Origin of the sequence: Flavobacterium phycosphaerae (genome assembly GCF_010119235.1) — a bacterium.
Lineage (GTDB): Bacteria > Bacteroidota > Bacteroidia > Flavobacteriales > Flavobacteriaceae > Flavobacterium > Flavobacterium phycosphaerae.
The window spans coordinates 1,343,024-1,356,406 of record NZ_JAAATZ010000001.1 but is presented as its reverse complement, the minus strand read 5'-3'; the positions used below and the strand labels follow the sequence as shown (position 1 = coordinate 1,356,406).

At 37.3% G+C, this 13,383-nt stretch carries 13 protein-coding genes and 1 tRNA gene; 5 read left to right on the top strand and 9 right to left on the bottom strand.

Going from position 1 to position 13,383, the window contains the following annotated elements:
* Together nusA and rimP are read right to left on the bottom strand one after the other, a co-directional pair.
* Positions 1-1,242, bottom strand: coding sequence for a transcription termination factor NusA (nusA, locus tag GUU89_RS06060; protein ID WP_162127083.1), 1,242 nt, complete (start codon positions 1,240-1,242; stop codon positions 1-3).
* A gap of 8 nt (positions 1,243-1,250) precedes the next feature.
* Entirely contained in the window at positions 1,251-1,718 is a 468-nt protein-coding gene (gene rimP, locus GUU89_RS06055; protein WP_162128632.1) for a ribosome assembly cofactor RimP, read from the bottom strand.
* Between the two features lie 174 nt (positions 1,719-1,892).
* Between rimP and GUU89_RS06050 the strand changes: the two genes are divergently transcribed.
* Positions 1,893-2,717, top strand: coding sequence for a universal stress protein (locus GUU89_RS06050; RefSeq protein ID WP_162127082.1), 825 nt, complete (start codon positions 1,893-1,895; stop codon positions 2,715-2,717).
* A 145-nt stretch (positions 2,718-2,862) separates the two neighbouring features.
* Here GUU89_RS06050 and GUU89_RS06045 read toward each other — a convergent pair.
* Positions 2,863-2,933 (bottom strand) — tRNA-Gln (locus tag GUU89_RS06045).
* A gap of 223 nt (positions 2,934-3,156) precedes the next feature.
* On the opposite strand from GUU89_RS06045, the gene GUU89_RS06040 reads away from it, so the two are divergent.
* Both GUU89_RS06040 and GUU89_RS06035 read left to right on the top strand, forming a co-directional pair.
* Positions 3,157-6,435 carry a glycosyltransferase family 117 protein gene (locus GUU89_RS06040; protein ID WP_202924437.1) on the top strand — a complete coding sequence of 1,093 codons (3,279 nt, stop codon included), beginning with the start codon at positions 3,157-3,159 and terminating at the stop codon, positions 6,433-6,435.
* 70 nt (positions 6,436-6,505) lie between these two features.
* On the top strand, positions 6,506-7,141 hold the full coding sequence (locus GUU89_RS06035) for a polysaccharide deacetylase family protein (protein WP_162127081.1): 636 nt from the start codon (positions 6,506-6,508) through the stop codon (positions 7,139-7,141).
* Between the two features lie 188 nt (positions 7,142-7,329).
* Here the strand turns inward: GUU89_RS06035 and GUU89_RS06030 are convergent, their stop codons facing one another.
* Positions 7,330-7,884 carry a helix-turn-helix domain-containing protein gene (locus GUU89_RS06030; protein ID WP_162127080.1) on the bottom strand — a complete coding sequence of 185 codons (555 nt, stop codon included), beginning with the start codon at positions 7,882-7,884 and terminating at the stop codon, positions 7,330-7,332.
* 347 nt (positions 7,885-8,231) lie between these two features.
* On the opposite strand from GUU89_RS06030, the gene GUU89_RS06025 reads away from it, so the two are divergent.
* Both GUU89_RS06025 and GUU89_RS06020 read left to right on the top strand, forming a co-directional pair.
* A complete protein-coding gene (locus GUU89_RS06025) occupies positions 8,232-8,777 on the top strand; it encodes a hypothetical protein (RefSeq protein WP_162127079.1) in 546 nt (181 codons plus the stop codon).
* Between the two features lie 31 nt (positions 8,778-8,808).
* Complete coding sequence (locus GUU89_RS06020) at positions 8,809-9,144, top strand: hypothetical protein (protein ID WP_162127078.1); 336 nt, start codon at positions 8,809-8,811, stop codon at positions 9,142-9,144.
* A gap of 95 nt (positions 9,145-9,239) precedes the next feature.
* Here GUU89_RS06020 and GUU89_RS06015 read toward each other — a convergent pair whose 3' ends face one another.
* From GUU89_RS06015 to GUU89_RS05995, 5 genes are all read right to left on the bottom strand, one after another.
* Positions 9,240-9,536 (bottom strand): thioredoxin family protein, encoded by a 297-nt coding sequence (locus GUU89_RS06015; protein WP_162127077.1) that lies wholly within the window; start codon positions 9,534-9,536, stop codon positions 9,240-9,242.
* 75 nt (positions 9,537-9,611) lie between these two features.
* Complete coding sequence (locus GUU89_RS06010) at positions 9,612-10,844, bottom strand: metallophosphoesterase (RefSeq protein ID WP_162127076.1); 1,233 nt, start codon at positions 10,842-10,844, stop codon at positions 9,612-9,614.
* A 155-nt stretch (positions 10,845-10,999) separates the two neighbouring features.
* A complete protein-coding gene (locus GUU89_RS06005) occupies positions 11,000-11,245 on the bottom strand; it encodes a hypothetical protein (protein ID WP_235921990.1) in 246 nt (81 codons plus the stop codon).
* A gap of 100 nt (positions 11,246-11,345) precedes the next feature.
* Entirely contained in the window at positions 11,346-12,722 is a 1,377-nt protein-coding gene (locus GUU89_RS06000; protein WP_235921989.1) for a sensor histidine kinase, read from the bottom strand.
* Positions 12,682-13,356 carry a response regulator transcription factor gene (locus GUU89_RS05995; protein WP_162127075.1) on the bottom strand — a complete coding sequence of 225 codons (675 nt, stop codon included), beginning with the start codon at positions 13,354-13,356 and terminating at the stop codon, positions 12,682-12,684. The genes GUU89_RS06000 and GUU89_RS05995 overlap by 41 nt, the downstream gene beginning before the upstream one ends.
* Positions 13,357-13,383: the final 27 nt, after the last annotated feature.

The window sequence follows — 13,383 nt, the reverse complement described above, 5'->3', positions numbered from 1 at the left end:
TTAGTCCTCAAACTCTTCTTTCAAAATTTTAATTACTTCTAAAATCGTTTCTTCTTCTAAGTCGGTTCTTCTCACTAAATCGGCTACATCTTGGTTCAGTATACTTCTGGCGGTATCCAATCCGATTTTAGCAAACTCGTCAATTACCCATCCGTCGATTTCGTCTGAGAACTCTGTTAATTCAACATCATCTTCCTCAGCTGTAATGCCTTCTCTGATAACATCTAATTCATAACCTGTTAACAAACCGGCCAATTTGATATTGTGTCCGCCACGACCGATGGCTTTAGAAACTTCTTCTAATTTCAAGAACACTTCGGCTCTTTTTTTCTCTTCGTCAATTTTAACGGAAGATACTTTAGCAGGGCTTAATGCTCTTGTGATATACAACTGTAAGTTGCTGGTGTAGTTGATTACGTCGATATTTTCGTTACCTAACTCACGAACGATACCGTGAATACGCGACCCTTTCATACCCACACAAGCTCCTACCGGATCAATTCTGTCATCATAAGAATCTACGGCTACTTTTGCTTTTTCGCCTGGAATTCTCACTACTTTTTTAATCATGATTAAACCATCAAAAACTTCCGGAATTTCTTGTTCGAATAATTTTTCCAAAAATTTATCTGCCGTTCTTGACATGATAATTTGCGGTTTATTCCCTTTTAATTCCACGCTTTCAATGATACCGCGAACGTTATCTCCTTTACGGAAGAAGTCAGACGGAATTTGTTTTTCTTTCGGCAACACGATTTCGTTTCCTTCATCATCTACCAAAATTACAACTCTTGGACGAACATGGTGCACTTCAGCGGTATAAATTTCGCCAATTAAATCTTTAAATTGTTTGTAAAGATTCGTATTATCGTGTTCGTGGATTTTAGAAATCAAGTTTTGACGCAAAGCCAAAATCGCTCTTCTTCCTAAATCTATCAATTTCACTTCTTCAGAAACCTCTTCACCGATTTCAAAATCAGGCTCAATTTTACGGGCATCAGTCAACGTGATTTCTTCGTTTTCTAAATCTAAATCGTCATCAGCAACAACAATTCTTCTTCTCCAAATCTCCATATCACCTTTATCAGGATTGATAATGATGTCAAAATTATCATCAGAACCGTATTTCTTTTTTAATGCGTTTCTAAATACATCCTCCAAAATCGCCATAAGCGTTACTCGATCAATAAGTTTATCATCTTTAAACTCTGAAAATGACTCGATTAATGCAATATTTTCCATGCCAAATTTTAATTAAATATTATAATAACAATTGCTTCTTTTATTTCTGAATAAGGAATCTCGCGTTGGTGTGCTACCGTTTCTTTTCCTTTTCCTATTTTTTTGGGTTCTCTTGCCGTCCAGCTAAGCACTATGCTATCCTCGGAAGCGGCTTCTAACTTTGCTTCTATCGTTTCGGTAGCCGTTTTTACTTTCAACGTTCTGCCAATATTTTTTTTATATTGTCTGACTAGTTTTAGTGGTGTTGAAACACCGGCCGAAGCTACTTCTAAAGAGTAATCCTGTTCTTCGCGGTCTAAATTATTTTCGAGCGTCCGACTTACATCAATACAGTCCTGCAAATTTACACCGTTATCGCCATCCAAAGTTACGGTAATTTTGTAACTCTCTGAAATGCTTAAATCTACCAAAAACAATGAAGGCTTTTCGAGTAATCCTTCTTCTAATAAATTCGCAACTTTCTCTTTAAATGTCATACTTGTATAAAAAGAGGGAAGCAGTGCTTCCCTCATTATTTAGTTTTTAAATGGTAAATAACGCTGCAAATATAGTTATTTTTTTATAAATCAAAAATCATTGCGGTATCAAAAAAAAATAATACCTTTATTGTCTTAATAAATATATACAATCCAAAATTTATTTTTTATATCATGAAAAAAATATTAGTCCCAACTGACTTCTCAGAACACGCCGGATACGCTTTAAAAGTTGCCGCTCAAATTGCCCGAAAAAACGGCGGTGAAATCTTCCTTCTTCACATGTTAGAATTACCTCATCAAGCCAGTGACGCTATAGGAAGCGGTCATGATTTACCTGAAATCATGCTTTTTAAAAATGCGGCAATTAACAAACTGGAAGATTTAATGGATGATGAAAGTTTGGCTGACTTAAAAGTTTCAGAAATTATACAATTCGAATTGGCTTTTGACGGTATCATGAATATCAGCAAAAAGAATGATGTTGATTTAATCGTAATGGGCTCTCACGGTGCCAGCGGTTTCAAAGAAATGTTTGTCGGTTCTAATGCAGAGAAAGTAGTTCGTAATTCTGATATTCCTGTGCTAATCATTAAGAAAGAAGCCGGAGATTTTGAAGTAGATAAATTTGTATTCGCCTCCGACTTTGCAGATGAAATCAAAAAACCATTTGCTAAAGTAGTAGAGTTTGCCAACAAATTTGACGCCGAACTGAATTTGGTAATGATAAACACACCAAGCAGTTTCAAACCCACTCATATCGCAAAAGACATCATGAACAATTTTGTTTCAGGCTTTACCATAAACAAATATTCTACTCATATCTATAATGATGTTAATGTAGAGAGCGGTGTGTTAAATTTCACCAACTCTATTGATGCTGATTTAATCGGAATGTCTACACACGGCAGAAAAGGTCTTTCTCACTTCTTCAACGGCAGTGTTAGTGAAGATTTAGTAAATCACGCTGTTAGACCGGTAGTTACTTTTAAAATCTAAAAGAGATAACACTATAAAACAAAAAAGCCTCTCCCTATGGAGAGGCTTTTTTATTGGTCTGCCGGAACTTTCCAAAAAATAAAAGTCAGGATAAACTTCTTTCCCAACATAAAACAAAAAATCCCGCTAGTTGCGGGATTTATCGTTGGTCTACTAGGACTCGAACCTAGAAAGACGGCACCAAAAACCGTAGTGTTACCATTACACCATAGACCAGATTTGCTTAATGCGAGTGCAAATTTAGAACAAATTTTATTTTACACAAACAATTACACAAAAAAATTAAAAACTATCCTTGAATTCTTTCCCGGTAACGGCATAATAAACTTGTAGTTAATTCGTTATCATTTTGAGAAAAATTTGTTAATACGCGTTTACTTGCGTTAAAAAAATAGTTTCTTTGTAGCATCAAAACAAAACCCTTTCATTTCATACTTATATGATGAATTTTAACTTCAATAAATGGAACACCATCATCGGATGGACAACATTTACCATTGCTTTAATCACTTATTCTTTAACGGTTGAACCTACCATGAGTTTTTGGGATTGTGGCGAATACATCGCAACCGCTGCCAAGCTAGAAGTGGGCCACCCACCGGGAGCGCCGTTGTTTCAAATCTTGGGTGCTTTCTTTGCCATGTTTGCCACCAGTAAAGAAACCATAGCCTTGATGGTCAATATGATGTCAGTGTTCTCGAGCGCCTTTACCATATTGTTTATGTTTTGGTCGTCTTCGATTATATTAAAAAAAATAGTTTCCTCTTATACCGAGGTAGATAACAACAAAGCCATTGTTATACTCGGAAGTTCTTTTGTTGGCGCGCTGACCTTTACTTTCTCGGATAGTTTTTGGTTCAATGCCGTAGAAGCCGAAGTATACGCCATGGCCTCCTTATTTATTGCCTTATTGTTTTGGCTGGGCTTACGTTGGGAACAAGACATGCATACACCAAGAGGAAACCGATGGTTGTTATTGATTTCGCTGATTGTCGGACTATCCTTCGGGGTGCACTTTATGGCCTTGCTTACCATTCCGGCGATTGGGTTTTTATATTTCTTTAAAAATTACAAAAAAGTTACCGTCAAAAATTTCCTGTTAGCCAATGTGATCATCGTAGCGGTGTTACTTTTTATCTTCAAATTATTATTGCCTTACACGCTGGCTTTCTTCGGAAAAATGGAAATCTTTATGGTGAATAGTTTTGGAATGCCATTCAACTCCGGAACCATATTCTCGGCCTTGTTAATGGTGGTTACTTTCTATTTCGGACTAAAGTATACCCGCGAAAAAGGACACCCGCTGTTCAATACCATATTATTATGTATCCTGTTTGTATTAATAGGATTCTCTACCTGGATGATGTTGCCGATTCGTGCCAATGCCAACGTAGTGATTAATGAAAACAAACCTTCTGATGCTGCCGAGGTTTTGGCGTACTACAACCGTGAGCAGTATGGTGTTAACCCATTATTCTACGGACCACAGTATACCGATACTTTTGCCGGATTAGACAAAGACCAACCTTATTTAGACAAAGCGCCTAACTACGAAAGAGATTATAAAACCGGTAAATACGTGATTGTAAACAACTACAAAAACGCCGATCAAAATACCGATGACAATCAAAAAGCAATCCTTCCGCGTCTTTGGAGTACCGACCACATCGACAATTATGTACAATTTACCGGCGTTCCTAAATTCAAACTGAATCAGGATTATCCTTATGAAGAGGACTTGGCGCAATACGGTGTTGATATTGACAGTCTGAGCGAAGATCAAGTAGCACAAGCCGTTGGACAGTTGAAAGAAGAAATGCAAAAAAACATTAACGAATTTCAAACGGCCTACAATCAGAAAAAAATTGACAACGAAGATTATATTTCGTTCCTGAAAAAATACAGCGATTATTTAACCATCGAAAAACCTTCTACTTGGGACAACCTGAGCTTTATGATTGAATACCAATTTGGGTATATGTACGGCAGGTATTTGTTGTGGAATTTCGTGGGAAGACAAAACGACATTCAAGGAAAATACGACAACCTGGACGGCAACTGGATTAGCGGCATTAAGTTTATTGACCAAGTGCATCTCGGCAAAGGAACACAGGAAAACCTACCGGATGACGTGAAAAACAACAAAGGCAGAAATGTGTATTACTTCCTGCCGTTTATCATTGGGGTAATCGGACTTTTATACCACGCGCAAAGAGACTTAAAGAGTTTCTACGTATTGCTGGTTTTATTTTTATTCACCGGTTTGGCACTCAAAATTTATTTAAATGAAAGACCATTCGAACCGCGTGAAAGAGACTATGCTTTAGTTGGTTCGTTTTATGTGTTTGCCATTTGGGTTGGGTTTGGCGTCTTTGCCATTTATGAAATCATAACCGATTATGTGAAATCAAAACTGCTTGGCCCTATAGTGATTGGCGCTTGTCTGTTGGCAGCTCCGGTACTTATGGCGTCTCAAAACTGGGATGACCACAGCCGTGCTCAAAAATACACTTCTATCGCGATGGCTAAAAACTATCTCGAGTCTTGTGACCCTAACGCTATCTTGTTTACCATTGGCGACAACGATACGTTCCCGCTTTGGTACGCTCAGGAAATTGAAGGCGTAAGAACCGATATTAAAATCGTAAACACCCAATTGTTTATGACCGACTGGTATATTGACCAAATGAAATTCAAAACGTATAAATCAGACGGGTTGCCTATTTCTTTTACCCACAACGAATATGTGGGCGACAAGTTGGATTATGTTTTACATTATCCTAAAACCGAAGCCCGTTGGGAGTTAAAAGATTTCATTGCCTTTATCAAAAATCCGAAATCGACTATTGATGCGCAAAACGGACAAACGATTCACTTCTATCCGACGAACAAAATCAGAATTCCGGTAGATAAGAATACCATCATTAAGAACAAGGTGGTTAACGCTAAATACAACGATTCGATTGTTCCTTACATTGATTTAGACATCAAAGGCAGCGCGATGTATAAAAACCGATTGATGATGTTAGACGTGTTGGCCAACAACAACTGGAAACGTCCTGTGTATTTTACCGGTGGCAGCTTTGGGGACGACGATTATCTTTGGATGAAAGACTACCTGCAGTTGGACGGATTGGTCTACAAATTAGTACCGGTAAGAACGCCAATTGACAAAGAAAACCCATACGACATGGGTGATATCGACAGCGATAAAATGTACAATCTAGTGATGAACTGGAGTTGGGGTAACGGCGATTTAACGACCATTTACCACGATCCGGAAACGCGTAAAAACAGTATCTCGTATCGTACCAATATGGCGCGATTGATGGAACAGCTAATCAATGAAGGGAAAACCGAAAAAGCTAAAAAGATTATTGAATTGGCCTTAACCAAAATGCCGATGGATTATTATGGCTACTACACCATGGTAGAACCTTTTGTGAGCGGGTATTACGAAATTGGTGAAAAAGCCAAAGCTCGTGAGCTGTTAGAACGATTAATGACCAAATACAAACAAAGCTTGACGTATTTTGCCGGCATTCAACCTTCTATTCAAAACGGTATTGCTACGGATATTATTACGGATATTGAACGCTACCGCAGTTTATTGATAGTGATGAAAGACCGTGGCGATATGGAGTTTTACAACAAAAACAAACCAACATTCAACGCTTTTGTACAACGCTTTGAACGCTTTGGCAGAGACAAAGAATAATACCCTTTACAATTTTAAAGATGTGCCAATACGAAGATTCATATTGGCACATTTTTTTTATATTTAGCCTATGAGTTTTTGGGTCAAAACAAATCGGTGGATCAAATGGGTATTTCCTAACTATGTGTGGGATAGCCCCAATCAGAGAAATAAAGTGTTCCTCACTTTTGACGATGGCCCTACGCCCGAAATTACCGAATGGGTTTTAGACCAATTAAAACAATACAACGCTCAAGCGACTTTCTTCTGCATTGGCAACAACGTTGAAAAACACTCCGAGATTTTCAAAAAAACCATCGAAGCCGGACACGCCATCGGCAACCATACATTTAATCATCTGAAAGGCTGGAAAACCCCCAACCCAACCTACATTAACGATGTCCAACGCTGCAATTCACAATTCACCATTCACAATTCACAATTCACAATTCTGTTTCGCCCTCCCTACGGTAAAATCAAACCCTCACAATCCAGAGTCTTGCGTCGAATGGGGTATCGCATTATCATGTGGGACATCATCAGCATGGATTTTGACCGCAGCATCACCCCGGAAAAATGCCTCGAGAATGTATTGCAAAATGTAACTCCCGGCAGTATCATTGTTTTTCACGACAGTGTAAAAGCGGAGCCAAACCTGAGGTATGCCTTACCCAAAACCTTAGCCTTCCTGAAAGCAAAAGGGTGGGTTTGTGACAAGCTGGAGTAAGCTGTCCTAACACTAAATACAATAAGAAGCACATTGTCAACTGTCCCGATAGCTATCGGGAGTCGAAGTGCTTTTTAAGCAAAAACAATCAAAACAAAGGTCTTCGACAAGCTCAGACTGACAGTCGTAATGCTAATTGCATCTTCATAAAAAAACTAACTAAACAAAACACAATTAAAACAGTAGTGTCACACTGAGCCTGTCGAAGTGCCCGTACTCTCCAGTTTAGACAAGGCCCTTTCAAACACCTGCTGTTCTGCTTGCAGTAGCTCCAAGTCCAGTTGCAGTAAATCTACTTCTTGAGTATATTTTTTAAAGTTCCTATTAACCAATTCCGTTATAATAGGCACTGCTTTCGGGGCTAAAGCTTTTTCCATTTGAGCTGGCTTGCTTAAAAAGTACATCAGGTGAGTTGCTTTTTGGTATTGCACCCATTTTTCCTTTGCTCTTTCTATTTTTCGGGTAATTTTACTCTGCCGATAATCGTTCCCCTTTTGTTTTTTTTTCAACATTTTTTTTAGGGTTTCCTCCTCTTGTTGGATGTCGGGCAGGTTATTAAGAGCTTTGCCTTCCGGCGAGAGCATATAAATCATCATTTCAGCTTGTCTTAAACCAGCTGTTGGAGGTAAATTTCTTAACCCAAGCTCAAAGAGCGACCAATTGCTGCGACTAACTTTTAACAGCGATGCCATTTGTTGTTGGGTAAGTCCTAAGTAGTCTCTATCGGTTTCCTTTCTTACCATAGTTTTATTTTTATAAATTAAATGTAGCACAATTTATTGTAGCAAAATATTTTGCTACAGATTTCTTTGCTACACCTTTTTTTTATGCAAAAATGTTGCCAAAGTTTTCATGCCTTTTGGTGGTTAGTATTCCTTAGCTAACCGGCAGTGGTAACCGTGATTTTAAAAAGACTGACACCTGCCTTACCCTAAAATAAAATCTCAAACAACATCGTTTGAACTTACTGCTGTATTTTTATTACATTTGAGTTTATAAAGGCAACTTTACCTTATTGGGCGTATCCGAAATTATTGGTTGGTTGGGTGTATTAATAAGTTAGGCAACATTTTACAACATTAAATAAACTATGACAAATTCTAGAAAACCTATTTTTATAAAAGGGAGTATTGCAAATATTGTTATTATCGCATTTGGCATTCATATCTATGCAAACAGTTTAAAATCTAAAAGTGAATTTGAAACAGTCAAAGGTAAAATTGATTATATCGGAGATAGTTTTGAAAATCTTAATCCAAGAGATACTAGATATATACATATAGAAGGATATCCATTAGTATTTCAAGTTTTTATTGGAAAAGAAACTGGTGATTTCAGTCCCAAATTTGAGCAATTAGATAAATTAAAAATTGGAGATGAAATAATTGCTTATCATTCTGATATTACACCTTTACAAAAAAATAGAGATACGAGGCTAGATAAAAATTTAGAGTTTATAGACAAAGACAATAAACCATATTTTGTAAAAGGAAACAAAAATAAAATTGGAGGAATCTTTTTTATCAGTGTTGGGCTATTTTTAACTATTGGGCTAATTGTTTTAAAAAAATTAAAAAAATATTATAAACGTTGCCTAACAGCGGTTTCAAGCAATAACCAAACCCAATTCCCGTAACCGAAAAACTGCAATATTCAATACCCACCATATGAAAAGTAGTGAAGTAAAATTCCAAAATCATTTTAAACTAGATGTTCCGTTTAAAGACATTATAATTTTTGAATCCGAATTAGAAAAATATGGTATCCAATATTATTATGAGGAAAATGAACCTTTTATTTCAGATGGTGTAAAGTATTTTCTTTTAGATAGCGATAGAGAAAAAATAGATCAACTTCTCCTTAGAAACGACTTAATTGCCAGCACAGAAACTATCCATGTTTCGGATTACAGAGAAGAAAGAAAAATTCAAAAGCTGTATTTGAAAACCTTACTAATTGCTGTTTTAATTATACTTATAGTTTCAATTATAGTTAGTCTATAATTGAAACTGTTCAACACAACTAAGCCATTTCACACCCATAAAAACAAAAGGCGAGCCAAATGAATGGTTCGCCTTTTTATATAGGTAAATACTAATTACAATTGTTCTTGTACCAAATTGATAATGGTATTGGCATCCAGCTCCCCGGATTGTCGCCACACCATTTGGCCTTCTTTATAAATCATCAACGTTGGCAATCCTTTAATGCGAAGGGCATCGGCCAATTCCTGATTTTTATCTACATCGATTTTGATTACTTTCGCTTTATCACCAAGCGCTGCCGCTACATCTCTGATAACAGGATGCATAGAAACCGAAGATTCGTTCCACTCTGTGTAAAAATCAATTAACACAGGCACTTGAGCATTGATTAATTCTCCAAATTTTGACATAAAACCAAACTATTTTTAGTTCTTTTTAATCGTTTAAAAGAAATAGTAAAGCACAAATGTAGCATTTTTAACTAATTATGCTACATTATTCCCTTTTTTTAGTTCAAAAACCGTGATTTCAGGCCAAATCCCCACTCGACCGGGATAAGCATGAAACCCAAAACCGCGATTTACATACACGTGACGGCCCAATTCAGTATACAATCCGGCCCATTGTTTGTAAACGTATTGCACCGGACTCCATTTTACAACTCCCGGAATTTCAATCCCAAATTGGAAGCCGTGGGTGTGTCCCGAAAGCGTTAACTGAAAATTCTTCGGATGTTTTTTTACTTCATACTCCCAATGGCTTGGGTCGTGACTCATTAGGATTTTAAAATCTTCGGGACGCAGGTTTTCGGAAGCTTTATGGATATCGCCGGCTTGTTTAAAATTATGCCCCCAGTTCTCTACGCCCACCAACGCAATTTCGTCGTTGCCTTTTTTGATTTTCACGTTTTCATTCAACAACAGCTTGAAACCAATTTGTCCGTACAAATCTTTAATAGCTTGAAAGTTCTCGTCTTTGGCTTTTTGCGAAGGCCAGCTTACATATTCGCCGTAATCGTGATTGCCCAACACTGAAAACTTGCCGTATTCGTGGTGGTCTATCTTGTTAAAAGCGTCAATCCAAGGATGCATTTCTTTGGCGTGGGTGTTTACAATATCACCGGTAAACAACATCATATCGGTTTTTTGTTGGTTAACCAAATCAATAGCGTAGTGAATCTTTTCAGGATCGTCAAAACTACCACTGTGCACGTCAGAAATCTGAGTGATGGTAAACCCGTCAAAAGCATCGGGCAAATCAGGGAAGAAAATGGTTTGCTTAATTACTTTGTAGTTGTATTTTCCTTTGGTCATCCCATACACCAATCCCATAAACGGAATAGACGCTATACCCAAAGCAATTTGACTGACAAACTTTCGCCTTTCGGGTAAAAAATCACCATTGTTGTTATCGCCCATAAAGTAAGTCACCGAACCCGAAAACACTCTGAAAATATCTTCCAGCATCAAGAAAAAAGTCGCTATAACTTTCGGAATCAACACCAATAACAACAGCCCTAAGGTAAATAAGGTGGTTTTGGTTTGGCCCACACTTCGGTCAAATTGTGTGAATTGGTAAGCTATGAATACAATTACGGCCAAGGAAATCAGCTGATAAAGGTATAAGGCCCATTTTATTTTGGTCACTGTCCTAAAGGCCTGAAAAGCATAAAACTCTATTATAGAGATTATTATAATAAAAATAACCCAACGAATCATCGATTTTAATTTTTAACAAATTAACGAAGAAAGCAGTTCCCCTAGGGCGGTTTTGGATAATTTTAACTTTAGTCCAACAAAAAGACCGGCAAATTACTTTACCGGCCTCTTTCTTCAATCACATTTTGCTTGACTTCCCTATGGTATTCAATAGGTTATTTTTTTGCCGGAGCTGCTGGTTTGGCCGGAGTAGCTGCTTCTACTTTTTTCTCTGCTTTTACCATTTTCTTTTCAGCTTTTTTAACTGCTTTTACTTCTTTAGCCGGAGCCGCTTTGGCTGGTTCTTTTTGTTGAGCGTTTACCATGGCAGTGGTTCCTAAAACTAAAGCGGCTAACATAAATACTTTTTTACTCACGCGAAACAATTTGTTTGGTCGGAGTTCGTGAATCTTTGATTTCATGATGTTTAAATTTTTAAAATTAAATATTATTTACACTTCAAAAGTATATAGGCTAAATGAAGATAAAATGAAGATTTCGGGTCAATGGAAATTTTAACTTTTAATTACGAAGTTTCCCGGTTTGGAAAACAAATTCAAAGGTGCTGCCCTTTTGCAATGCTGAAGTAACCGTAATGTCAATATGATGAAAATCGGCTATGCTTTTTACTATGGCCAACCCTAATCCTTGTCCTTCTTTGTGTACGTTAAGTCGGGTGAAGCGGTTAAAAATTTCGTCTATTTGTTCCTGAGCCATCCCGCAACCATCGTCTGTAACCGTGACAGCGTATTGCGATTGGGTTTTAGCATCTGCCACGGTAATACGGCCGCCTTGCTCTGTGAATTTGATGGCATTGGTAATCACATTGTAAAACATAATATGAATCAGTGTTTTATTGCCGGTGAACTGATAGTTTTCGGTTAAATGGATTTGGAAATCAATTTCTTTTTCCTCTATTCTATCCTGAAGTTCTTCCTTAATATCATTTAAGACATTTTTACAATCAATAGCTTCATCAGTAATGTATTGGTTGTTTTCTATTCGGGAAATGAGCAGCAGGTTGTTGATGATTTTCTTCAGCAAATCCAAGGTGCGAAGTGAACTTACGATCTTATTGACCGCCTCTTCATCCAATGATTCGTTTTGAATTAAGTTTTCAAAGCGGTTCTTCAGCATAGCAATGGGCGATAACAATTCGTGCGATACATTGGCAATAAATTGTTTCTCAATGCTGAACAACTCCTGTATGCGTTTCATCATTTGGTTCAACACCTCATCCAATTCCTGAAAATCGGTTGAATGTGATTTTATCGGGGTATAGTTGAACTTTTCGGGTTCATTAACATGACGGATTTTTTGATTGACAATTTGGTGAAAAGGCTTTACTAAATATTCGATAAAAAAGGCATCCACCAAAAACGTAAAGACAATAACAATGCTCAAAACTATTAAAATAAACACCCTTATGGCAAACGTCAAGTCTTTAATTTCACTCAAGCTGCTCCCGATTTCGAGTTTGTAATTCGTGTTTTCATACACAAAATCATAATACAACACGCGGTAGTCACTTTGCTCGCCTTCTATAATTCGGGGTTCATTTTTAAAAAAAGAATCTGTCTTTTTGGTGGTTTTTTTGGCTTGGTACAGCTGCAGAAATTCATTGTGTAACGTCGAAAAACTAGAATAGGTTTCCGTGGCGTCATTCCGGTTCAAAAAGTCATTGATTTCCTGTTTGTCGAGGTGCTCGGTGAATTTTTCTTTTTTCTCCAGCAGGGTTTTGTCAATTCTTTTGTAAACTACTTTTTCAATAAGAATAGGCAACGACAACCAAATCACCAAAATGATTAAAAACCTTGTCAAGGCGTTGAAGATGGTCAATTGATGCTTGATTCTCATATTACATATTGATGCGGTAGCCCACATTTCTGACGGTTTCAAACCAGTCTATTTTGGCAAATTTTTCGAGTTTCTTTCTCAAATTCCGAACATGTACATCGATAAAATTAGAATCCGAATTCAATTCGAGTATATCGCCCCAAATGTGTTCAGTGAGTTGTAATCTTGTTATCACCCGGTTTTTATTCAACACCAAATACTGAAATATATCAAACTCTTTTTTAGTCAAATTGATAATCTCTTCAGCAAAAGTCACCCGGTACTCCTGCAACTGAATTTTGAAATGGTGAATTTCTATTTCATTGGTAGCCACGCCATGGGTTCTTCTGATTACAGCAAATAATCGAGCGCCCAATTCTGTCAAGGCAAAAGGCTTAGTTAAGTAATCATCAGCTCCGAGTTGCAATCCGTCAATTTTATCATTGAGTTCGCCGCGGGCCGTGATGACGATAACAGCGGTTTTGGCTTGCTTTTTTCTGATGTCTTTTAAAATGTCAAATCCGTCGCCATCGGGCAAACCCAAATCCAAGAGCATGGCGTCATATTCATTAACGCTAATTTCTTCCAAAGCTTCTGCCTGGCTCGAAACCCATTTGCACAAATAACCGTTTTTAGATAAAAAATCGATGATTTCTTTGGCTAATTCCTGATAATCTTCAACAAGCAATACGTTCATAAGCGATAGTAAAAACCTAAAGTAAAT

Excerpts from the sequence above, each read along its gene's own strand:
- nusA (WP_162127083.1), bottom strand. The coding sequence starts at position 1,242 with ATGGAAAATATTGCATTAATCGAGTCATTTTCAGAGTTTAAAGATGAT.
- rimP (WP_162128632.1), bottom strand. The coding sequence starts at position 1,718 with ATGACATTTAAAGAGAAAGTTGCGAATTTATTAGAAGAAGGATTACTC.
- GUU89_RS06050 (WP_162127082.1), top strand. The coding sequence starts at position 1,893 with ATGAAAAAAATATTAGTCCCAACTGACTTCTCAGAACACGCCGGATAC.
- GUU89_RS06040 (WP_202924437.1), top strand. The coding sequence starts at position 3,157 with ATGATGAATTTTAACTTCAATAAATGGAACACCATCATCGGATGGACA.
- GUU89_RS06035 (WP_162127081.1), top strand. The coding sequence starts at position 6,506 with ATGAGTTTTTGGGTCAAAACAAATCGGTGGATCAAATGGGTATTTCCT.
- GUU89_RS06030 (WP_162127080.1), bottom strand. The coding sequence starts at position 7,884 with ATGGTAAGAAAGGAAACCGATAGAGACTACTTAGGACTTACCCAACAA.
- GUU89_RS06025 (WP_162127079.1), top strand. The coding sequence starts at position 8,232 with ATGACAAATTCTAGAAAACCTATTTTTATAAAAGGGAGTATTGCAAAT.
- GUU89_RS06020 (WP_162127078.1), top strand. The coding sequence starts at position 8,809 with ATGAAAAGTAGTGAAGTAAAATTCCAAAATCATTTTAAACTAGATGTT.
- GUU89_RS06015 (WP_162127077.1), bottom strand. The coding sequence starts at position 9,536 with ATGTCAAAATTTGGAGAATTAATCAATGCTCAAGTGCCTGTGTTAATT.
- GUU89_RS06010 (WP_162127076.1), bottom strand. The coding sequence starts at position 10,844 with ATGATTCGTTGGGTTATTTTTATTATAATAATCTCTATAATAGAGTTT.
- GUU89_RS06005 (WP_235921990.1), bottom strand. The coding sequence starts at position 11,245 with ATGAAATCAAAGATTCACGAACTCCGACCAAACAAATTGTTTCGCGTG.
- GUU89_RS05995 (WP_162127075.1), bottom strand. The coding sequence starts at position 13,356 with ATGAACGTATTGCTTGTTGAAGATTATCAGGAATTAGCCAAAGAAATC.